Raw genomic sequence first — 22,633 nt, forward strand, 5'->3', positions numbered from 1 at the left:
GACAAAACGAACAGACGGTGTTCGATACCGAATGTCGGGAGGTTTTTGTGATGGGACAATGGGAAATATTTTTAAGTCCTTATAAACAAGCAGTAGATGAACTAAAAGTAAAATTAAAGGGCATGCGTTCGCAATTCGGTATTGTTAATGCCAATTCACCTATCGAATTTGTAACAGGTCGTGTAAAGCCCTTAGCAAGTATATATGATAAAACATTGGAAAAAGGGTTAGCTTTTGAGCCATCTAAACAACTTGGTGATGAACTCGGTGATATTGCCGGTCTTCGAATTATGTGTCAATTTGTTGATGATATTGCTACAGTAACGGAGCTTATTCGTCAACGAAAAGATATGCGTGTAGTGGAAGAACGCGATTATATTACACATAATAAACCAAGTGGTTATCGCTCCTACCATATGATTGTTGAATATCCTGTTGAAACGATCCAGGGGAAAAAGGTAGTGTTAGCCGAAATCCAAATACGAACACTCGCTATGAATTTTTGGGCATCTATTGAGCACTCTTTAAATTATAAATATAAGGGCATGTTCCCAGAGGAAATAAAAAATCGCTTGCAAAGTGCGGCTGAGGCAGCATTTCGCTTAGATGAGGAAATGTCATCTATTCGTAGTGAAATTCAAGAAGCACAGGCGTATTTCAGCGAATACAAGGAAGCATCGAATCCTAATTTACTATCGGAGAAGGAGCGTGACTCACAATGAAATTTGCGATTCAATCACGTCGAGATGCACAATCCAATGAGCTAATGGAGCTAGCTAAAACCTACTTACAGGATTTTGGCTTAACGTATGATGAGGAAGCACCAGAAATTGTTGTCTCTATAGGTGGAGATGGGACGCTTTTACATGCCTTTCATCGATATTCTCATTTATTAGATCAAGTGGCATTTGTCGGCATCCATACAGGACACCTAGGTTTTTATGCAGACTGGAAGCCTTCAGAATTAGAAAAGTTAGTTTTGTCCATTGCTAAAAAGGATTTTAATGTGGTGGAATATCCGCTGTTAGAAGTGAAGGTGGAGCATCATAATGCAGAGTCAAATACGTATCTAGCTTTAAACGAGGCAACAGTTAAGTCGCCAGATGTCACACTTGTAATGGACGTTGAGTTAAATGGCAATCAATTCGAACGTTTCAGAGGAGATGGTCTTTGTGTGTCAACTCCTTCTGGAAGTACAGCCTACAATAAAGCACTTGGAGGAGCAATCATCCATCCAACTTTAGCAGCACTTCAAATTACAGAAATTGCATCGATTAATAATCGTGTATTCAGGACAGTTGGTTCTCCATTAATTTTACCCGCCCACCATCATTGTGTTTTACGTCCAGTAAATGAGCAAAATTTTAATATGACTGTGGACCATTTACAAATTACACAGGGTGATGTAAAGGCAATTGTATTTAACGTGGCTAATGAAAGAGTACGTTTCGCACGTTTCCGTCCATTCCCATTTTGGGAGCGTGTGCATGAATCTTTCGTTGCAAATGAGTAAGATGGATTCAAGATTTACATTGCGCTTTATGGCTAAGAAAGAAGGCCAATTATTACGAGAAGCTCTACAAGAATGGCGTATATCTAAACGAGCATTAACAGCTATAAAGTTCGATGGAGGGTTATTAACGGTGAATGGCATCGAACGTAATGTGAGACATGCCCTTCAAGTTGATGATTGTGTGGAAGTGACATTTCCTCCTGAGGAAAAGAGTGAGGGGCTCATAATCGAGCATGGTGATTTGGCTATTGTATATGAAGATGATACAATCTTGGTGTTAAATAAACCGGCTCACCAAAGTACGATTCCCTCACGTGAACACCCAACCAATAGTATTGCCAATCTAGTTTGTGGCTACTTTGAGCAGCAAGGATTACCGTCCACTGCACATATTGTAACGAGACTTGACCGAGATACTTCAGGTTTACTCTGTATTGCTAAGCATGCACATATTCATCATTTAACAGGCTTGGCTCAGCGTAATGGGGAGATTTCAAGGCAATATGAGGCAATTGTCCACGGACATGTTGACCAGGATAACCAATCAATCGTGGCACCTATTGGGCGTAAAGAAACGAGCATTATTGAGCGAGAAGTACGTGAGGATGGGCAATATGCTCATACGGATGTAACCGTCATCCAACGTTTTTATATAGGGGCTGAACCGATGACACATATAGGCCTTAAATTGCATACAGGACGTACACATCAAATTCGTGTACATATGTCGTCTTTAGGTCACCCACTTGTGGGTGATGAACTTTATGGAGGTAGTCGACTTCATATGGACCGTCAGGCACTACATTGTGTGTCCTTAAATATGACACATCCCTTAACAAGTGAACATTTGCAGTTCACTAGTATGCTTAATGAAGATATGCAAAATTTGCTTAAAGGATCTTCCGCTTAATATTGTGATAAGGAGATGTTCGCACAACGGGCATCTCCTTATCATTTTTGATAGTAAATAAAGGGTTCTTTACACCTTGTTCATTTGACAAGTACAAATATAGGGTATAGTAAAATAGAAAACGTCACGATTTTTTTAGGCAGGAATACCATTATATAGAAGGTCATGTAAATCCTCGTGGAAATAAACAAAAAAGGGTTTGCAGAAGGGTATAATTCGCTCTATTATATAGAAGGTAGATTTACGGCATTGCCCGTAACAATGATGGATAGCTCGGAAGGAGGGGACAAGCATGATAGAGGATAGAAATGAAAAGGATGATGTGCAATTTGACGAAGCACATTTACGAGGTATGCTCGAAGCACATAATATTGACGCATTCCGTGATGAGTTTTTAGAACTTCATCCATATGATCAGGCAACGTTTTACGAAAAGGTGGAACCTGATATAAGGAAGATCATCTATTCGTTCTTGTCTCCGACAGAAATGGCTGATATTTTTGAGGCAATCGATATTGAAGATGATGAGTATAAAGCGTATCTAGCTGAAATGGATCCATCCTATGGGGCAGAAATGCTTTCTCATATGTATGCAGATGATGCAGCCGATGTTTTAAATGAGCTGGATATGGAGCAACGTGAAAGCTATCTGGAAATGATGGATGAGGAAACGGCTGAAGAAATTAATGAGCTACTAAGCTATGATGAATATACAGCTGGGTCCATTATGACAACTGAATATGTCGCTATTCCAGAAAACTCTACAGTGCGTTCAGCAATGGCGATTTTACGTAAAGAGGCACCAGATGCTGAGACCATTTATTATATTTTCGTAGTAGATGAAGAGCACCGTTTGACGGGTGTTATTTCATTAAGAGATTTAATTATTGCTGAAGAGGATACACTTATTCGTTCAATTATGAATGAACGAGTTGTTATGGTACATGTAGGAGATGACCAAGAGGAAGTCGCACACATAATGAAAGATTATAATTTCTTAGCGACACCTGTTATTGATGATAAAGGTGAATTACTTGGGATTATTACCGTCGATGATATTATCGACGTTATTGATGAAGAGGCATCTGAGGATTACTCTAAGCTAGCCGGTATTTCCGATATGGATAAATTTGATGTCACACCACTCCAAGCAGCTAGAAAACGTTTGCCGTGGTTGGTGGTACTACTGTTTTTAGGTATGCTAACAGCCAATTTAATGGGTCAATTTGAGGATACTTTAGATAAGGTTGCCTTATTGGCAGTCTTTATTCCATTGATTTCAGGAACATCGGGGAATAGTGGAACACAAGCTTTGGCCGTAGCTATTCGAGGTATTGCTACAGGTGATGTAGAAGAACATAGTAAATTAAAATTACTGCTACGAGAAGCGGGCACGGGCTTAATGTCAGGAATTGTTTGCGGCTTAATTGTCATTGGTATCGTTTATTTTTGGAAACAAGAGCTAGTACTTGGGATGTTAGTAGGTGCTGCACTTTGTGGCTCGATTTTAGTTGCGACATTAGCTGGTTCATTTATACCTTTGTTAATGCACCGTTTAAAAATTGACCCTGCTGTTGCCTCTGGCCCGTTTATTACAACTTTAAATGACATTACAAGTATTTTAATTTATTTAGGTTTAGCAACAGTTTTCTTAAGTCAAATAGGCTAAGAACCAATTTACTTACTTTCGCATATTGTATGGAAAAAGGGGAAGTGAGTATTGTGGGTCAAGAACCACGCTTGTTTATAAAATCACCATCTTATTTTTTAAATATTTCTAAGGTGTTGCATGAACTTGATTTAGATGAAAGTACATCTGTATACGTCAAGGACAATACTTATGTAGATGAAACGGTTGAAGAAGAAGAAGAAGTTGTAAAAGATGTGGAAGTGGATCCGCATTTATTAAAACAACTTCAATTTTTAGAAAAGCCATTTCGTCAGCGAGCCTATCAGCCGCTTTTAGTTTGTTTAAAAGATGGTAGAAAATTAACTGGTTCTGCTTCAGATGTACAAAATGATTCTCTAATGCTTACCTCACTAGAATTAAAAACACAGGAAATCATTTATTTTGAAGATATAAAACAAGTCCTTTGGCGAGGAAGACAATTACCATCATTATAAAAAAAGTGTACAGCAGAGGATGCTGTACACTTTTTTTTATGTGTGTGTGTCAAAGGTGAAAGAAATTAGTCACAAATCCCTAAGTCAACATCAGCGATACATTGTACAGCGCAGAAGCAAGATAAGTCTACAGTAATACAGCTATCTGTTGAGTTCCAATCATCCACTTTACAGATCTTCTTCATATTTACGCAACAGCCGTCACGACTTAATAAATCTACTGTACTTTCGCTAGAATCGAATGTACATAGAGGTTCTAAAACACGTAAAGTCGCACAACACTCATCAAACATATCTTCAACGCGGAAGAATACGGATGTACAAATACAAGGATCTGCAGTTGGGGAATTAAAGAATGCTTTGAAAGGAGTACCATCTTTTGTAATTAACATAAATACACGTGTATCTGCTTGAGAGCGAGCAGGACTAACAATCCCGCCTAGTGGTTCTAAGAAACAGTTAGCTGTACATGGAGAACACTCATCTCGCACCGCTTGATTTTGAATATCTAAAATAGCGCGCACTACGTCACAAACGCAGCCTGCTGAATGGATTGGTCCAATAGGATTTGTTGGCTTACCACAACCCATATTGTCACCTCCTTTCCTCGTTACTACTTCTACAATATGTGCTTTTCAAATTTGGACTCGGGCTATTGTATCTATGAATAGTTTTTTTATGTGTGGAGAAACTTTAAAGAAAAGGAGGGTAAAACTTGAGGCTACTTGGAATGACGTTACCTCTCTTAGTCGTTTTGCTGTTAAATGGTTGTGCTGAAAAAGAAAAATTTATCGTCTACGGTCCATCCCAAAATGGAAGTGAAGTCGAAGCCCTTATAAAAGAAGAGGACTATGTGGAACGTTCAACCGTTATCCATTATGACGATAGTATGCTTGTTGCAGTACAAATTAAACCATGGGAAAAGTGGAAAAAGACTAAGTTAGAGAAAAAATTGCAGAAAAAGTTTGATGAGAAATATCCAAATAAAGATGTTTTTGTCTCAGCCGATTATAAAATTTTTTATGAAGCCAATAAAATAAAAAAGGATCAGATTGAAGATAATAAATTGAGCGATAAAATTAAAGAACTTAAAGAGCTTGCAAAGGAGAAGACATAAATGGAAAAAGAGCAATATCAGCAGTTGGAGCAAAATGTGACACCAAAGCCTCCATATATAAAGAATATAGCCAAGGCGTTTTTTGTCGGCGGTCTTATTTGTACAATTGGCCAAGCTGTGTCCCTTTTTTATATTATATTCTTCAATTTTACAGAAGCAACAGCCGGTAATCCAACCGTAGCTACAATGGTGTTCTTCGCCATGTTGCTAACAGGGCTTGGTCTATATAAAAGAATTGGTCAATTTGCTGGGGCAGGCTCATCAGTGCCAGTAACGGGATTTGGTAATGCCGTTATTTCCGCAGCCATCGAGCATAGATCAGAGGGCTTAGTATTAGGAGTTGGCGGTAATTTATTTAAGCTAGCAGGGTCAGTGGTTTTATTTGGTGTAGTAGCAGCGTTTTTCGTAGCACTTATTAAATATATCTTCGTGATGATAGGAGTGGTTTCATGGTAATCGTTTTTCAATCGAAACCATCCCTTTTAGCAGGTGGAGTTGTAGCGGGCCCATTAGAGAACCGAAGTATTTTTAGTCAGTATTTTGATGCTGTGTATGATGATGAACGTTGGCAAATGAAGACCAATGAACAGGGGCATCGTAAAATGATTGAAGAAGCCTGTGATGCAGCCATGAAGAAAATGAACGTACAAGGTGGAGATATTGACTATTTAATGGGTGGAGATTTGGTCAATCAAATGACACCGACCAATTTTGCAGCAAGAGATTTAGAAATCCCGTTTATTGGACTATTTTCTGCGTGTGCCACCTCTGTTTCTTCCGTCATTATTGCCTGTCTTTTAACAGAATTAGGTGCTGCTAATTATTCATTAGCTGGTGCGTCAAGTCAGCATAATGCGATAGAACGTCAATTTCGTTATCCCATCAATTACGGTGCACAAAAGCCACAAACTGCTCAATGGACTGTAACGGCAGCTGGCTATGCGCTAATCGGTAAACATCGTGAAGAGTATCCTTCCATCGAAGCTGCCACAATTGGAAAGTCTGTGGATTACGGCATGGATGATCCTTTTCATATGGGTGCTGCAATGGCACCTGCAGCCTTTCAAACGATTCAATCTCATTTACAACAACGAAATCAAAAAATTTATCATTACGATTTAATTTTAACAGGCGATTTAGGTCAGCTTGGGTTAAAGCTTTTGAAGGGAATGCTTGTTGAAAATGGTGTGAAAAATGAGGAACTAACTCTTTTACGCGATGCAGGTGCTGAGTTTTATGGGCAAGATGAATCCTTTCAATCAGGGGCAAGTGGTGCTGGCTGTTCAGCAGCTGTTTTTTTTAGTTACGTTCTTCAGCAGATGCGAGCGGGTAGCTATAAGCGTGTATTACTAGTGGCAACTGGTGCATTATTGTCTCCATTATCGTTTCAACAAGGTGAGACGATTCCATGTACGGCACATGCCATCGAAATTACAATGAAATGAGGCATAAATTATGGTAATGACATTTGTATTTGCATTTATTGTTGGAGGCATTATTTGCGTCATCGGCCAATTATTAATGGATGTCGGTAATTTAACACCGGCCCATACATTAAGTACACTCGTTGTCCTCGGTGCTATATTGGATGGAATGGGATTATATGAGCCATTAATTAATTTTGCTGGCGCAGGAGCTACCGTACCTATTACCTCTTTTGGTAATTCTCTAACACATGGGGCAATGGCTGAGGCAGAAAAGCATGGACTGGTTGGCGTCTTAACAGGAATGTTTAAAGTAACAAGCTCAGGTATCAGTGCTGCTATTGTTTTTGCCTTTATTGGTGCATTAATTTTTAAGCCTAAAGGAAATATCGACTAGACGAATACCCCTCCCATTTCTACAACCCAAACATATTATAGGTTGTAGAAGGGAGGGGTGCTTTTATGGGATATCAAGGCTGGTCCTCACAACCGTATGGAAATAATGTTGGTGGGTGGAACAATAGCTATTGCGGAGGCAATAACTATAGTTATTGTGGAGGCAACAACTCTGGCTATGGTTCAACATTTGTTCTAATTGTTGTTCTATTTATTCTTTTAATTATTGTTGGCGCTACTTACATCTAATTTGATGAACATATTGTAAAGGCTTTAACTCTTATTTAGAGGGTTCACATACCTAAATAAAGTTAAGGCCTCCACCATTTGTGAATGCTTCGGGCAAGTCGCAAGGTCAAATTGAGTTTTAATGATAGGAGGGAAAACATGCATCGCTCGTTATTTAATTCAATTGAGCAAAAAACAGGTGTTTCGATGGATGAAATCTTCGCATTAGCCAATGCCATTCAACATGCGGATTTTACAAGTGAAAAACAAGTAAGAAAAATCGTACGACGTGTTGCTAAGATATCTAACAGAACGATTACACAAGAGTTAGAAGATAAATTAGTACAATCTATTATTCAAGATGGAGCATCACTAGATTTCGATAAAATCACTAGAATGATGAAGTAGCGCATGGCATATCTACTTGGCAAAGCAGCTTGTTACGATAGAGTAGATAAATGGTGGCAAGCGGATTTTGGTTTAAAAAAGGGTGTTACGACATTGAACAATATCGTAACACCCTTTCATTAAATTTTTTTCTCCATTGCTCGATGCGGAATACCAGCATCCAGAAATTCTGGAGAAGTTACCGCATAGCCAAGCTTTTCGTAAAAAGGAATCGCATGGCTTTGCGCGTGAAGCTTCAATGTTTCTTTAGGGATAGAAATGGCGTATTTCTCCATTTCCTTCATTAGTATAGCCCCTAGTTTTTTACCACGCTGAGATTGTAAAATACAAACACGTTCAATTTTTGCTGTATTGTTTTCAATACTACGTAAACGCGCTGCTCCTACAGGCTCATCGTCCTTATACATAATAAAATGCGTTGCAGTTGCATCTTCAGCATCACATTCCAAATGGAGTGGAACGCCTTGCTCTTTAACAAATACTTTTTTTCGTACAGTAAACGCATCATCATGTTCTTGCTGTGTTTCAACAATCTTAACGTTATACAATCATCACTCAGCTCCAGACAAACGGAATGTTTCGTATGTTGTCCATGAACCGTCTTCTAATTGATATAGAAGATGAATTCGATCAATTGTATCTTTTTCATCTACACCAGTCATACGTAATTGACCAAAGATGTCGTCATGCTCAGAATCCGACATTTTTTGAGCGATTGTAATATGAGGTACAAATACATGTTTCGTTTCCCCATAAGAAATATTTTCTTGGATTTCATGTTGGAAAGCAGCTAATTGTTCAGTTGGTTCAATGCGGAAATAAATGGCATTGGTTGTAGGGAAAAACGAACTGATGCGTGATGCATGAATGTTTAAAGGCGCATATTTAGCAGCAAGTTCATCCAATTGCTTAACGATGGTTTGAATTTCTTCTTCAGACGCATCAAAGCTGTCTTTTAACGTCATATGCGGTGTAATCTTCGCAAAATGAGGATCATATCGTTTGCGATAAGTGTTCGCTAAATCTTGCAATTTTTTTGATGGAAATGCCACAATACCGTACTTCATAGTCCATTACCTCCCGTAAATAAACAATTTTTCTATTTAAGTATATCAGAAAATCCAATTTTCGTAATTTAATCACTCACATTAATTAAAATTTTCAATTAATGCACGTCGAAGGTCTGGTTTCCAATATTTCCATGTATGATTGCCATCAAACTCGTCATAAAATATAGAGAACCCTTTATGGATCATAAGATCATGGAGCTGACGATTAGGTGTTAAAAAATCCTTCACAGATTTATCCATAGTCACTACTTGGTCTTCACCCTTACCAACTATATGGTATATAGAAATGGCTGCTGGATCTTTGAAATTTTCGACTGCCTTCAAAACGTCTTCATCCACGTATGGTGATTGAAGAATGACCTTGCCAAAAATACTTGGATACTTTAATGCGGCCATTAAGGAAGCTGTAGCAGCCATCGAATCTCCAATCACTCCACGACTCATACCCATTTGATACGTGGAAAACTCGTTATCTAAATAAGGTACTAGCTCATGTGCTAAAAAGCGGAGATAAGCTTCATGCTGCTCACCACTAGGAATATATTTATGACGTCGATCGTTAATATCTTTGTATGGAACAAAAGCAATAATTAAATTTTCTATTTCATAGTCATCAATCAGTTCATCAGCTAGCTTTGTAATACCACCAAGCTGGAAATAATCCTTACCATCTGATGCGATTAGAATATTGTATTTATATAGTGGAGAATAATTTGCAGGAACATAAATATAGAGCTGTAATTCTTCCTGTAATGCCTCACTATAGAATGTTAAATCCTGTACTGTTCCCTTATCCAATGATGACACTCCTTCTTATGTTTGTAACAAAATTGTACCATATTACGAAAGTAAAGGTATAATAGGTTGGGCTAGCACTATACTAGCAATAAAATCGAAATGAGGGGTAGCTATGCATAATAAAAGTATTCGTGTGCACTCTGATGAAGTAGCGAAGGCAGCACATGCCGCGTTAATTCGTAGAGGTGTGGCGATCGAGGATATCGCAAAAATTGTTTACGAAATGCAAAAAACCTATAATGAAGGTTTAACACTGGATCATTGTGTTCATTCGGTTGAGCGTGTACTGCGTAAACGAGAAGTGCAACATGCGCTTTTAGTAGGAATTGAATTAGATGAGCTAGCTGAGAAAAAATTATTATCATCACCATTACAGCAAATTATAGAATCTGATGAAGGTTTATTCGGTGTGGACGAAACAATCGCACTAGGATCTGTTTTTACATATGGCAGCATTGCAGTAACCACATTTGGTCATTTAGACAAGCAAAAAATTGGCATTATTAAAAAATTAGATACTGAGCCTGGGCATCACGTTAATACGTTTTTAGATGATTTAGTTGGCAGTATAGCTGCCTCGGCAGCATCACGAATTGCTCATCGTATGCGTGATTTAGAGGAAGAGGGCGAGACATTTGCGGATATCGAGCCAGAAGAGCTAGGACCAAAGCCAAAATCACATAATGAAATATAAAATGAGTTTCTTCTATAAAAATGAACTTTCTCAAATATGGGGGAGGATAGACAAAAGCCATCGAGAATTTTTATTCTCAATGGCTTTTGTCATTTTATTCTTTAAAAAAATCCCTTAATTACTTTTTATCGTTATAGGCTTTTAAAAATTCTTTTACTTTTTCGCTATCGGCTTCAAGTTTTAACCCAGTGTCAACTAAAGGAGATACAGTTGATACAGCAGGTTTCTTATTGCCTTGGTAATAGCTAATGAACTCGTCTTGGTTGATGGAGTACAAAATCGCTTTACGTAAGTCAGCTGAATCTGAAACTGCGCGACCAGAGGTATTCATTTGTAAGTAAGAAACAGCATTGCTATCGGCAGTATTTAAAGTTAATTTATCGTCAGATTTCACAATATCCAGTTTTGTTTCTGGCACTGTTTGAAGAACGTGAATTTCTCCATTACGTAATGCTGATAAAGCACTGTCAACATCAGATATGAAACGAACATTGATTTTCGAAATTTTTGGTTCATATTCACTACCAGCACGGTAGGCAGGATTTTTCACAAATTGTGCTTCATAATCATTTTTCTTTACTAAAATATAAGGACCACTTGCGTAAAGTTGATTGTTGAAAGTTGCTGATCCTTCAGTAATTGTAGCTTGATCACCATAGGCAATATCTTTGTCAGGGTCATAGTTAGCTACATCATACGTATTTATACTTGTTACTTGTTTTTCAGATACAATACCACCAGATTGGTGTGCTAAATAGTTTAACACTTGAGGGAATGGTGTTGGTGTTGTAATTTTAACAACTTGGTATGAACCAGAAGCATTGTTAACAGCCCCTTTGTCCTTTGCTAATTGCGATACAGAGGCAGGGAGGTTTTGTGATAATGCTTCGAGAACTGATTGATCAGAACCAGATACTTTTTTATTTTGTAATTCTGCTAAATCTGAAACAATCTCTACTGTTTCAATATTTTCATGGATACTATAAGTACGGTGATCTGGTACTGAATTAGCATCTTTAGCACGGTTTAATGAGAAGACCACATCTTCGGCAGATACTAAATCACCTGTATCAACAGCTGCGCCATCCTTCACTGCGGCGAAATGAATATCATCGCGTAAAATAAAGTAATAGTCTTGATTGCCTTCTGCCATTACATGGTTATAAGATAATGATCCATCTGAAACAACGTCATCCGTGTTTGTTAAATTAACAAGACGAACATACATATTTGTATTTAATGTGTTAATGGAACCATCATTTCCTTTAATCGGATCTAGCGAAGTAAGAGAATTAATTGTTTGATGTAAAATTAATGGTTCAGTTGCATTTTTAGCAGAATCATTAAATTCGATTTTTTCCCATACTTGCGCACGTGATTTTGGTAAATGTACAGTTTTAGGATTTACTAACTCCGAGTAGATCCCTTGATACTTATTGGAAATATATAAAGGTGCAATATAAGCTTGATCGAATACTAGTAATTGCTCTAAATCTTTATATTTAGCCGCTGCTTCTTCACCAGTTAATGTACTTGCCTCATCGATTAGGGCATCTAATTTTGAATCTGCAACAACACTGTAATCTCCACCAGTTTTAAATAATCCACGAACAGCATAGTCCGGGTTACCTGTTACTGTCGTCCAGCTTGAAAGGGCAAGATCATAGTTACCTGCTTCTTTTTGGGCAGAGAATGAACCGTAATCTGGTTGAATATTAAGCTTTACATCAAAGCCGTTTTTTACTAATTGGTCTCGAACAATATTCATATCTTCTTCAGAAGCTGCCATGCCTAATACTTCAATGGCTACTTTGCCATTGCTCTTGTCACTATCTTTTGAATCTTTACTTCCTTCTACGTCAGTTTTCGTCTGTACACAGCCAGCTAAAGCTAATACTGCGACGAATAAAAATACAAGTAATTTCTTCATAGGTACCTCCAGTTAATTTGTTTTTGGATCTAAAGCATCTCGTAAACCGTCTCCTAAGAAGTTAAAGGAGAGGACAAGAAGCATAATACAAAGACCTGGGAAAATCGCAACATAAGAATGAGTTTCCAGGTACGTACTACCAACCTTTAAAATATTGCCCCATTCGGGAATGTGTGGCTCAATACCAAGCCCTAAAAAACTTAAACTACTTGTTGAAATAACAGCTCCACCAATCGTAAGTGTTGCTTTAACAATCATAGGTGCTAATGAATTAGGAACAATATGCTTGAAAATAATGGCCGCATCAGATGCCCCCAAAGCTCGGGCAGATTCCACAAATTCAAAATTTGCTAGCTGCATGACATTTGCCCGCATTGTACGTGCATAGGTTGGGATTGCCCCAACACTAAGTGCAATAATGAGATTGATCGTATTAGCACCAAATGCAGCAATAATAGCAATGGCTAAAAGAATGCCCGGAATAGCATATAAAATATCAAGGCTTCGCATGATGACATTGTCAGTTGTTTTTCCGTAATAGCCGGAAAATGCCCCTAACGTGCCTCCGACTAACGCAGGAATAATCGTTGAGAAAAATCCGACGATTAATGAAATACGTGCCCCAAATACAATACGGGAAAATAAATCTCGCCCGTAATTGTCTGTGCCTAGAGGATATTCTAATGATGGTGTTTGTAGCAGGGCACCGTAGTTATTTTCTGTAGCAAAGTCATAGTCAAAAGTCCAAGTACTAGTGACGGACAATGAAAACATAAAAATAATGAAAAATAACCCGAATACTGCCATCGCATTTCGTAAAATCTTTTCCCATATTTTTTGCCACTTTTCAATAGAAGAAGGGTTTGCCTTTCGAGCCTTTTGAATAAGGCTATAACCTAGTAATGTAGCAAATAGATTACCAGTGAAAGTAGCCAATAGTAATAAAATACCTGGGATAATCATCCATCTTGGAGCCGCCGTTTGTGTGACAAACTTAATGCATAAAATGGTCATCACGATATAAAAAAGCGCAAGTATGAAGAAAACACCCATCGCCAGTAAAAAGGTATCTGTTACATAAGGCTTAAATAAATTCAATGCTGCAATACCAATGATGAATAATTGCGTAATAAAGGCATAGGCAGCAAATGTATATTCGGCAGTCTTTCTAGTAGACACAAGCATAAATGCAAATGATGTAGAAAAAATATTGCCAGAAAGAACGGTTAATAATAGAGGATAGCCGAAAATACGAGTCCCTCTTTGAATCTCCCCAAACTTTGCTAAATCTCTTTTTATTCGTAAATTTACAAAAGCCACATAGATCGCAGTAATGGCATAAATAACAAAGAATAGTAGAACAATTGGTCGCCAGCTATGAGTTGAAAAATTATAGCTATAGGCTAGAAATAATAAAGAAAACAGTAAGGAAAAGACAAAAGTAAAATGAGAGTTGACATATTCCTGTGTAATCTTCAAAAGTAGTTTGACATGTAAGATGTTTTTCACAGGTGATCCTCCTTTAAGACTTCTTCATTTTCGAGCGAATGCGTGGATCAAAAAAGGCATACATGATATCAATCAATAGATTGACAATGGAGATCGTAATAGCGATATAAACAACGCCTCCAAGGATTGCGGGAATATCAGGAATAAATTGTTTATCAACAATATAGCTACCAATCCCACTAATATTGAATACCTTTTCTGTAACTGATGCGCCTCCCAACATACCTCCAAAAAGAAGTCCAATCACCGTAATAATCGGAATCATGGCATTACGAATGGCATGCTTTGAAATTACTTTAAATTCATTCAAGCCTTTTGCTTTAGCTGTAATAATGTAATCCTCATGGATCACCTCAAGCATACTCGACCTTGTCATCCTAGCTATGGATGCCGTAATGGATGTCCCCAAGACGATAACTGGCATGATAAGGGATAACCAATTTTGGGGGTTATAGGTCGCTGGAAACCATTGTAGCTTTAACGCGAACGTTAAAATAAAAATTAAACCTTGCCAAAAGCTTGGAATGGATAAACCAATTAAAGCAATAAACATAAATGTATAATCCAAATACGAATTAGGACGAACCGCTGAAATAATACCGACTGGAATGGCGATAGCAATAGCCATTAACAGTGATAATACTGCTATTTCAAGTGTGACAGGAAATTTATTTGTAATGCTGTGCGTAATATCTTCTTTACCTGCAAAGGATGTGCCTAAGTCAAAAGTGAATAGGCCAGATAGTGAATGCCATAATTGAGATAAATAAGGTTGATCCAAACCATGAATGCGATTAAAGTTGGCTATTTGTTCTGCTGTCGCCTCAACACCGAGTAAGTTTCTCGCCGGATCGAAAGGTGATAGATACAAAATTGTAAACACTAACGTTGCCACACCAACAATGACAATGAAGCTTTGTAAAATTCTTTCAATGATAAATTGCAAAAATGGGTTCGCAAATAAGATTAGCACTACATAAAATAAAACAGCTGGTAGAAAGGTAAGAGCTACAAAATATTTGTTTTTCAGTTGCTGACTAAAAAATTGATCATAAGTTAATGGTTGTATACCTTCATGTTGTAAATCGTGATCTACTTGCTGTTGAAGCCTTTTCTTGGCTAATTCATTAGCAGTTTGCTGTATTTGCGATGAGGATACAGCTTCTTGAAAAAATGAAGCTTTTGCTATTTCTTGCTGTTCAAAAGATTGCTGCCATTGAGCAAATAACCCATCCTTCAAGTAATACTGACTACGCAATTCAAAAGCCTGGTCATAAGTATTTGAATGTTTCTTTTTCCGATAGATAAAGTATGTAAATGGATGAACCAAAATACTTAAAAGGAAAAGTAGTATATTGTAAGGCTTCTGGTGCATTAGTTTTTGATAAACCATAGAAAAGAACGTAAATTCCTTAGGTTTTAAATAATTTTTTGAAGTAACCATGCATTTCCTCCAAGCGTTAATAAAATATTCAACACTATATTGTATAATTCCTATCAGTATTGTAAAGTATGGATTATACATGAAATTAAGTCAATCACAAATTTTAAAAAGGATGATTCGAATGAGCGAAAAGCTTTTAGAAGTCAATAATCTTCGTGTTTCCTTTCTTACCGGGGAGACAGAGTTTGAAGCTGTAAAAGATGTAAGCTTCCATCTAAATAAAGGTGAAACACTCGGAATTGTAGGTGAGTCTGGGAGCGGGAAAAGTGTAACGGCACGCTCCATTATGCGCTTATTACCATCTCCGCCTTCATTTTTAAAATCTGGCACTATTAAATTCAAAGGTCAGGAGTTAACGGAATTAGCGGAAAAACAAATGGAAACAATTCGTGGAAAAGATATTAGCATGATTTTTCAGGATCCTATGACATCTACAAACCCTACCATACGAATAGGAGATCAAGTGGCTGAAAGTTTAATTAAGCATCAATCCATGTCAAAGACGGAAGCCTATACGCAAACCATTGAATTATTAAAACTTGTTGGCATTCGGGATGCAGAAGAGCGTTATCGACAATATCCACATGAATTTTCAGGTGGTATGCGACAACGTGTAATGATCGCTATAGCACTTGCATGTAATCCGTCACTACTAATTGCGGATGAGCCAACGACAGCATTGGATGTAACTATTCAAGCCCAAATTTTAAAATTGATGCGAGATATGCAAAAGAAAATGGGGACATCTATTATTTTAATTACACATGATTTAGGTGTCGTAGCTGGTATGTGTGATCGTCTCATTGTCATGAAAGAAGGAGAAATTGTTGAACAGGGTACGACGGAAGAGATTTTTGCGAATGCGCAGCATCCATACACCCAAAAATTATTGAATGCGCTACCAAAGCTACATGAAAAAAAGCAGCCAAAAGAAATTTCTAATATACAACCAGGTATTGATCCAAATAAACCTTTGATCGAAGTCACACATCTGTCAAAGGAATTTTCATTAGGAAAAGGCCAAACATTAAGAGCTGTCAATGATTTATCATTCCATATACTCCCAGGAGAAACTTTAGGCTTAGTAGGTGAATCAGGATCAGGTAAATCTACCACTGGTCGAACAATTCTACAGCTTCATCAGCCTACTAATGGAGAAGTTTTATACCAAGGCATTCCAGTAACAAGACTAACGAAAAAGCAGTTAAAGGCGATGCGTCGCCATATGCAAATAATTTTCCAAGATCCCTATTCATCGTTAAATCCTCGTAAAAAAATCTTAGATATTATTGGGGAAGCACTTGATATTCATGGACTAATGAAATCACATAGTGAAAGACTAGGACGGGTAGAGGAACTGCTTGAGCTTGTTGGTTTGAAGAAAGAACACGCTATGCGTTATCCACATGAATTCTCTGGAGGTCAACGACAACGTATTGGGATTGCTAGAGCATTAGCGGTTGAGCCTAATTTTATAGTTTGTGATGAACCTTTGTCAGCCTTAGATGTATCCATTCAAAAACAGATTGTGGATTTACTAAAGGAATTACAACAAAAGCTTGGATTGACGTATTTATTTATTGCACATGATTTATCGATGGTGAAGCATATTAGTGATCGGGTAGCAGTTATGTATGCGGGGAAAATTGTAGAATTAGCTGAAAGTGAGGAGCTATATGCTAATCCTCAGCATCCCTATACACGTGCATTATTACAGTCAATACCAATCCCCGATCCAGCGATTGAAAAGCAAAAATATAGTGATGCGGAAAATACAGACGATGTGAAAGTTCACTACGAGGTAGAAAATAGCCAGCTTGTAGAAGTGTCTCCAAATCATTGGGTTGCCGTTTCAACATGATGGCTGCTATATTATAGTACAATAGAGACAATTGGCAGGTGTCCGCTAAAAATGAACAACCTTTAATTAAACTATATTAAAGCATAGGATGGAATATCTACATTATTTATTTTGCATAAATAAAATGTAGTTGTATATAATAGAAGTCTTTTAATACATTCAAAGAATTATAGAAAAATATATATTTGTTACAAGGGGATTATGTAGTTACTGTACATAATCTTTTTGTTTAGAATAATTTTGAATCTATATAAAAAGGGCTATGACATGTTATGATTAGTGTAAATAAATAGCTGAGGGAGATAAAAGTGAAACAATCAGATATTAAAACGCTAATAACTAGTGGAACAATTATTTTGGCTGTTGTTTTATATTTAATATTTAAATAAATATATGTATAAAAGTCTTCAGTTGTTACAATGACTGAAGGCTTTTCATTCGTTACAGGAGCAATCTTGCAATGGGAGAAGGAAACCATTTATGAAAAAATAATTAGTTAACTGCGGAGATTTTTAGTTGTAGGCGATTTAAATTAGAAAGTAGTGTGTAAATTTGAAGAAAATTATTTTTGTTTTATTCATTTCTATATTGGTTCTGAGTGCATGCACAGAAGAAACTAGTACGAATAGTATTAAGACTGAGGATATGGGAGATCTAATATCTTCAACGATAGGAAACGCAGAGAAACACGATGTAAGTAAGTTTGAAGAATATGAACTGGAAAGTGTAATTGACGGCGACACAATAAGGATAAAATATAACGGTAGCTCTGAAAAAGTTCGCTTTTTACTTGTAGATACCCCGGAAACTAATCATGAAACATTAGGAGAGCAACCGTACGGACCAGAAGCTAAAGAATTTACTAAGCAACTATTAGCTGGTCAGGATACAGTCTATTTAGAATTTGACGTTTCTTATCGTGATAAATATAAAAGACTACTTGCCTATATTTATACGAAAGAAGGTATCAGTGTTCAGGAGCAGTTATTGAAAAATGGATTAGCACGTGTGGCCTATATATATGATCCTAATACGAAGCATGTAGATTGGTTTAAATCGATTCAAAAAACTGCACAACAATCAGCTATTGGGATATGGTCTGTTGAAGACTATGTCACAAATCGTGGATACGATAAAGATGTATATTATGCTGCTATAAAAAAGGGAAATCAGTCAAACGTAGTTGAGGATAAATCGAATACCAATAATAACAAGGGCGGTTGCGAAATCAAAGGAAATATTAACTCCAAGGGTAATAAAATTTATCATATGCCAGGGCAACGGGACTATGAGAATACAATAGCAGAAGAGATGTTCTGTACGGAAGAAGAAGCAAAAGCCGCTGGGTTTATTCCAGCTAAGCAATAAAATTAGGCATTTACATACTTATAGCGTCATGTTGCTAAGAAGTATGAACGAGCACCAGGGAAAACATAAGTGAAAAGAGGAAGATGTTTTCTAGGTTGAGTGAAATCATCTTCCTTTGTTTTATATTATTTGTCTAGGTTCGTCTGCGGAAATGGGTTTATCAAAAGGAAAAAAACGGCCCTAAATTTCTTTGGAATTAATATCACCTTCAAATTTATCAGCAGTTTCGAAGGTATCGAGAATAAATATATTAATTGATAAAAGCATCTTAATTTCTTTAAGCTTAAAAATTATATTAACATTATCGTTCAGTTAAAGATGATGAAGATGTAGGCTTTAAGGTGGCTGAAAGATAATGCCCCTACTAAAATATCTGAGTCAGGTCAACTCCTGAACTCAGATATTTTTTTGCTTAGGGTAAACAGGAGTGATTGCATCTAAAATAGCTAGGGTACTGCCGAAGAACATGACATGTCAGAAAAAAATTTAAACAAAAAAAGTGGTAGATTGAGCTCTTGAAGAAGCGGTATATGTTCTAAATTTTAGGATGGGTCAACTCATGTTGATAGCAGTTGGTGCATACAAGCAACCATAATCTAGGGTATTGACATACTAAGTATTGGAATTATATATTTATTCCAGTTAAATTTTTTGAATATTCATTATATATTAACTTGTACCTACAACGTGTTGACGTGTAGTTGTGTTGTTTTGGATAATATAAGTTTTGCTGCAAATCTTTACGAAATACAGAGGCACAAGGATGAAACGAGGGGGAACTAAAATGAAGAAAATACGAATAGGTGTGATTGGAGCTGGCTTAAGGGGGGGCTTGGCACAATACTGGCATAAACCTAATGGGGAATCAGAAATAGTAGCATTAGCCGATATTTCTCAGGAACGTTTAGAAAAATTTCAGGAAAAATTTGATACACCGTTATTTTTAACAAAGGACTATAAAGAGCTATTAACAAGAGATGACATCGATGCAATTGCGGTTTTATCGCCAGATTATTTACATGAGGAGCATATTATTACTTGTTTACAAGCGGGTAAGCATGTGTATGCGGAAAAACCATTAGCTATTACGGTGGAAGGCTGCGATCGAATATTAGATGCTTGGGAAAAATCAGGAAAACATCTGATGGTTGGCTTTAATATGCGTTATATGAGTATGTATCAAACGATGAAAGGCATTATAGATTCAGGGGCCATTGGAGAATTAAAGGCAATATGGGTGCGTCATTTTGTTGGATTCGGTGGTTATTTCTATTACCACGATTGGCATGGTAATTCAAAAAATACAACCTCCTTATTACTTCAAAAAGGTTCACATGATTTAGATGTTATTCATTGGATTTCAGGAAAATATACACAGAAAGTATCTGCGTTTGGAAGCTTAGATTATTACGGTGGAAATCAACCTAATACGTTAACATGTCCAACCTGTGATCAGAAAAAAACTTGTCCAGAATATGTTGCCCATACATTTACAGAATGTGCGTTCCGTGAAGAAATTGATGTAGAGGATAATAATATGGTCATGATGGAGTTGGAAGGTGGCATAAAGGCTTCTTATTTACAATGTCACTTTACACCTGACTATTCGCGAAATTATACATTTATCGGTACGAAAGGGCGTCTCGAAAATGATGATATCAATAATAAAATTTATTTAAAAACACGGAAATCAAATTCTTGGGAGGAATTGAGTGATGTTGTGTATGAAATGAAGCCTGAGGAAGGTAGCCATGGCGGAGCTGATCCAAAAATTGCCCAAGATTTTGTAGAACTCATCCTCTACGATAAAAAACCTTTGACAACGCCATTTGCAGGACGTATGAGTGTCGCAGTGGGCTGTGCAGCAACAGAATCTATTCGTAACGGAGGTAAGGTTATTGAGATAAAGCAGGAATCTACCATTCTGCAACATTGATAAATAGGGGGTGTAGTTATGACGCTTTTAGATAAAACAACTGTTGAGGACAAACCATCTAAAACAAACCGTTTTTTCAAAAAGCAATCAAAGGTAAAGAAAAATCACCTGGTAGAGTGGAAAAAATCTATCAAGAAAAATTGGGAGCTTTATTTATTACTAGCTCCTGTTATACTTTACTTTTTGATTTTCCATTATTACCCACTATATGGGTTGCAAATTGCCTTTAAAGATTTTATTGCTACAAAGGGAATTACGGGGAGTCCATGGGTAGGATTAAAGCATTTTGAACGTTTTTTTGATAGCTATTATTTTTGGCGTTTAATCAAAAATACAATTGGGATTGGCGTATTTACGTTACTTATATCTTTTCCAGTACCAATCATTATTGCATTGCTATTAAATGAAGTGAAGAGTCTTCGCTTTAAGAAATTTGTACAAACAGTCATTTATGCCCCACATTTTTTATCAACAGTAGTCGTAGTTGGGATGCTATTACTATTCTTAAAATCAGATGGCATAATCAACCAAATCACTAGGTTGTTTGGGGGTACACCCATTGATTTTATTTCAGAACCTGCCTGGTTTAAATCCATCTATGTACTGTCTGATGTTTGGCAAACGATGGGATGGAGTTCCATCATATATATTGCAGCTTTGGCTGCCGTTGATCCTGCACAGCATGAGGCGGCAATGATAGATGGGGCATCAAAATTTCAAAGGATTATTCATATTAATATTCCTGCGATTATGCCGACAATTATCATTTTATTCATCTTAAATGTTGGATCTGTCATGGCTATTGGATTTGAAAAAGTATTTTTAATGCAAAATGACTTAAATATGTCGGCATCAGACGTAATATCCACTTTTGTTTATCGTAGCGGAATTTTAGAAGCACAGTATAGCTTTTCAGCAGCAGTTGGCTTCTTCAACTCTATCATTAATTTTATCCTCCTTATTATGGTTAATCGAATAGCCAAAAAAGTGAGTGATACAAGTTTATGGTAAAGGAGAGATTGACATGAAAGAATCAAAGGGCGATCGTGCATTTACTATCTTCAATTATATTTTTTTAGCAATCGTAGCAGTTGTTGTTTTGTATCCACTTATTTTTGTTTTAAGTGCTTCTCTTAGTAATCCCGAGTACGTCATTTCAGGGGATCTATGGCTATGGCCAAAGGAATTTACAGTGGAGGCTTACAAAAAAGTATTCCAAAATCCAGATATTATTAATGGATTTATCAACACTTTGAAATACACATTCTTTGGAACATTACTAAATATCGTGATGACCATTTGTGCAGCTTATCCTCTTTCACGTAGAAACTTAAAAGGGAAGGGCTTTATTATGGCATTTATGGTATTCACCATGTTTTTCAGTGGGGGACTAATTCCTACATATCTATTAATCCGTGATTTGGGTATGATAAATACATTTTGGGTCATGATTATTCCGAATGCGGTAGCTGTATGGAACATCATTATTATGCGGACATTTTTCCAATCCATTCCTTATGAGTTAGAGGAATCAGCCATGATTGATGGTGCAGGGAACTTCCGTATTTTATGGAGTATCGTTCTACCACTATCATTACCTGTTATGGCAGTCATGGTTTTATTTTACGCTGTAGGGCATTGGAACTCTTATTTCCAGGCATTGATCTACTTGCAAGACCAAGATAAGTTTCCACTACAACTTATCCTGAGGCAAATATTAATTCAAGGACAAGCTGACGATATGATTCAAGCGACGTCAGAAAGCTTTTTAGCTCAAAAACTTAGCGTTGAAGGGTTAAAATACGCAGTTTTAATCGTTGCTAACCTACCAATGTTAATGCTTTATCCATTCTTACAAAGATATTTTGTAAAAGGTGTCATGATTGGTTCATTAAAAGGTTAA

At 36.9% G+C, this 22,633-nt stretch carries 24 protein-coding genes; 17 read left to right on the plus strand and 7 right to left on the minus strand.

Going from position 1 to position 22,633, the window contains the following annotated elements; genetic code table 11:
* Positions 1 to 50: 50 nt before the first annotated feature.
* The 5 genes from PI85_RS10120 (at position 51) to PI85_RS10140 (ending at position 4,547) form a co-directional block, all read left to right on the plus strand.
* The gene (locus PI85_RS10120; RefSeq protein ID WP_008181494.1) at positions 51 to 722 is read left to right on the plus strand and encodes a GTP pyrophosphokinase family protein; all 672 of its coding nucleotides are present in this window, start codon (positions 51 to 53) and stop codon (positions 720 to 722) included.
* Positions 719 to 1,513, plus strand: a complete 795-nt coding sequence (locus PI85_RS10125) for an NAD kinase (RefSeq protein ID WP_025116813.1) — start codon at positions 719 to 721, stop codon at positions 1,511 to 1,513. The genes PI85_RS10120 and PI85_RS10125 overlap by 4 nt, the downstream gene beginning before the upstream one ends.
* Position 1,514: 1 nt before the next feature.
* Positions 1,515 to 2,423, plus strand: coding sequence for an RluA family pseudouridine synthase (locus tag PI85_RS10130; RefSeq protein WP_036127639.1), 909 nt, complete (start codon positions 1,515 to 1,517; stop codon positions 2,421 to 2,423).
* Positions 2,424 to 2,715: 292 nt separating this feature from the next.
* Complete coding sequence (mgtE, locus tag PI85_RS10135) at positions 2,716 to 4,092, plus strand: magnesium transporter (RefSeq protein ID WP_025116815.1); 1,377 nt, start codon at positions 2,716 to 2,718, stop codon at positions 4,090 to 4,092.
* Positions 4,093 to 4,145: 53 nt separating this feature from the next.
* Positions 4,146 to 4,547, plus strand: a complete 402-nt coding sequence (locus tag PI85_RS10140) for a hypothetical protein (RefSeq protein WP_235318476.1) — start codon at positions 4,146 to 4,148, stop codon at positions 4,545 to 4,547.
* A 65-nt stretch (positions 4,548 to 4,612) separates the two neighbouring features.
* On the opposite strand, the gene PI85_RS10145 is transcribed toward PI85_RS10140, so the two are convergent.
* Entirely contained in the window at positions 4,613 to 5,137 is a 525-nt protein-coding gene (locus PI85_RS10145; RefSeq protein WP_008174263.1) for a CotY/CotZ family spore coat protein, read from the minus strand.
* Positions 5,138 to 5,262: 125 nt separating this feature from the next.
* Here PI85_RS10145 and PI85_RS10150 point away from each other — a divergent pair, with 125 nt between their 5' ends.
* From PI85_RS10150 to PI85_RS10175, 6 genes are all read left to right on the plus strand, one after another.
* Positions 5,263 to 5,664, plus strand: a complete 402-nt coding sequence (locus PI85_RS10150; protein WP_225316259.1) for a YhcN/YlaJ family sporulation lipoprotein — start codon at positions 5,263 to 5,265, stop codon at positions 5,662 to 5,664.
* A complete protein-coding gene (gene spoVAC / locus PI85_RS10155; RefSeq protein WP_036123428.1) occupies positions 5,665 to 6,120 on the plus strand; it encodes a stage V sporulation protein AC in 456 nt (151 codons plus the stop codon).
* The gene (locus tag PI85_RS10160; RefSeq protein ID WP_008174258.1) at positions 6,114 to 7,109 is read left to right on the plus strand and encodes a stage V sporulation protein AD; all 996 of its coding nucleotides are present in this window, start codon (positions 6,114 to 6,116) and stop codon (positions 7,107 to 7,109) included. The genes spoVAC and PI85_RS10160 overlap by 7 nt, the downstream gene beginning before the upstream one ends.
* 16 nt (positions 7,110 to 7,125) lie before the next feature.
* Entirely contained in the window at positions 7,126 to 7,485 is a 360-nt protein-coding gene (gene spoVAE, locus PI85_RS10165) for a stage V sporulation protein AE (RefSeq protein ID WP_008174255.1), read from the plus strand.
* 65 nt (positions 7,486 to 7,550) lie between these two features.
* The gene (locus tag PI85_RS25160) at positions 7,551 to 7,733 is read left to right on the plus strand and encodes a YjcZ family sporulation protein (RefSeq protein ID WP_012292972.1); all 183 of its coding nucleotides are present in this window, start codon (positions 7,551 to 7,553) and stop codon (positions 7,731 to 7,733) included.
* A 138-nt stretch (positions 7,734 to 7,871) separates the two neighbouring features.
* Positions 7,872 to 8,120 (plus strand): stage VI sporulation protein F, encoded by a 249-nt coding sequence (locus PI85_RS10175; protein ID WP_008174251.1) that lies wholly within the window; start codon positions 7,872 to 7,874, stop codon positions 8,118 to 8,120.
* A gap of 119 nt (positions 8,121 to 8,239) precedes the next feature.
* Here the strand turns inward: PI85_RS10175 and PI85_RS10180 are convergent, their stop codons facing one another.
* The 3 genes from PI85_RS10180 to PI85_RS10190 form a co-directional block, all read right to left on the minus strand.
* A complete protein-coding gene (locus PI85_RS10180; protein WP_036123429.1) occupies positions 8,240 to 8,668 on the minus strand; it encodes a GNAT family N-acetyltransferase in 429 nt (142 codons plus the stop codon).
* 3 nt (positions 8,669 to 8,671) lie between these two features.
* A complete protein-coding gene (locus PI85_RS10185; protein ID WP_008174247.1) occupies positions 8,672 to 9,187 on the minus strand; it encodes a YjcG family protein in 516 nt (171 codons plus the stop codon).
* 81 nt (positions 9,188 to 9,268) lie between these two features.
* Positions 9,269 to 9,988: an esterase family protein gene (locus PI85_RS10190; protein ID WP_036123430.1), complete on the minus strand. Its 720-nt coding sequence runs from the start codon at positions 9,986 to 9,988 to the stop codon at positions 9,269 to 9,271.
* 112 nt (positions 9,989 to 10,100) lie between these two features.
* Here PI85_RS10190 and PI85_RS10195 point away from each other — a divergent pair, with 112 nt between their 5' ends.
* Complete coding sequence (locus PI85_RS10195; RefSeq protein WP_008174245.1) at positions 10,101 to 10,682, plus strand: phosphatidylglycerophosphatase A; 582 nt, start codon at positions 10,101 to 10,103, stop codon at positions 10,680 to 10,682.
* A 118-nt stretch (positions 10,683 to 10,800) separates the two neighbouring features.
* Here the strand turns inward: PI85_RS10195 and PI85_RS10200 are convergent, their stop codons facing one another.
* Genes PI85_RS10200 through PI85_RS10210 form a run of 3 tightly spaced genes read right to left on the minus strand, consistent with a single transcriptional unit; the run spans position 10,801 to position 15,565 of the window.
* Positions 10,801 to 12,612: an ABC transporter substrate-binding protein gene (locus PI85_RS10200; RefSeq protein ID WP_036123431.1), complete on the minus strand. Its 1,812-nt coding sequence runs from the start codon at positions 12,610 to 12,612 to the stop codon at positions 10,801 to 10,803.
* 12 nt (positions 12,613 to 12,624) lie between these two features.
* Entirely contained in the window at positions 12,625 to 14,121 is a 1,497-nt protein-coding gene (locus tag PI85_RS10205) for an ABC transporter permease (protein ID WP_036123432.1), read from the minus strand.
* Between the two features lie 13 nt (positions 14,122 to 14,134).
* The gene (locus tag PI85_RS10210; RefSeq protein ID WP_036123433.1) at positions 14,135 to 15,565 is read right to left on the minus strand and encodes an ABC transporter permease; all 1,431 of its coding nucleotides are present in this window, start codon (positions 15,563 to 15,565) and stop codon (positions 14,135 to 14,137) included.
* 112 nt (positions 15,566 to 15,677) lie between these two features.
* Between PI85_RS10210 and PI85_RS25165 the strand changes: the two genes are divergently transcribed.
* From PI85_RS25165 to PI85_RS10235, 5 genes are all read left to right on the plus strand, one after another.
* On the plus strand, positions 15,678 to 17,426 hold the full coding sequence (locus PI85_RS25165) for an ABC transporter ATP-binding protein (RefSeq protein WP_225316268.1): 1,749 nt from the start codon (positions 15,678 to 15,680) through the stop codon (positions 17,424 to 17,426).
* Between the two features lie 552 nt (positions 17,427 to 17,978).
* Positions 17,979 to 18,794, plus strand: a complete 816-nt coding sequence (locus PI85_RS10220) for a thermonuclease family protein (protein WP_036123435.1) — start codon at positions 17,979 to 17,981, stop codon at positions 18,792 to 18,794.
* A 784-nt stretch (positions 18,795 to 19,578) separates the two neighbouring features.
* Entirely contained in the window at positions 19,579 to 20,730 is a 1,152-nt protein-coding gene (locus PI85_RS10225) for a Gfo/Idh/MocA family protein (protein ID WP_036123436.1), read from the plus strand.
* Positions 20,731 to 20,748: 18 nt separating this feature from the next.
* Positions 20,749 to 21,741, plus strand: coding sequence for a sugar ABC transporter permease (locus PI85_RS10230; RefSeq protein ID WP_036123437.1), 993 nt, complete (start codon positions 20,749 to 20,751; stop codon positions 21,739 to 21,741).
* Between the two features lie 13 nt (positions 21,742 to 21,754).
* Positions 21,755 to 22,633 carry a carbohydrate ABC transporter permease gene (locus PI85_RS10235; protein ID WP_036123439.1) on the plus strand — a complete coding sequence of 293 codons (879 nt, stop codon included), beginning with the start codon at positions 21,755 to 21,757 and terminating at the stop codon, positions 22,631 to 22,633.

Source organism: Lysinibacillus sp. A1, from assembly GCF_000801965.1.
Lineage (GTDB): Bacteria > Bacillota > Bacilli > Bacillales_A > Planococcaceae > Lysinibacillus > Lysinibacillus fusiformis.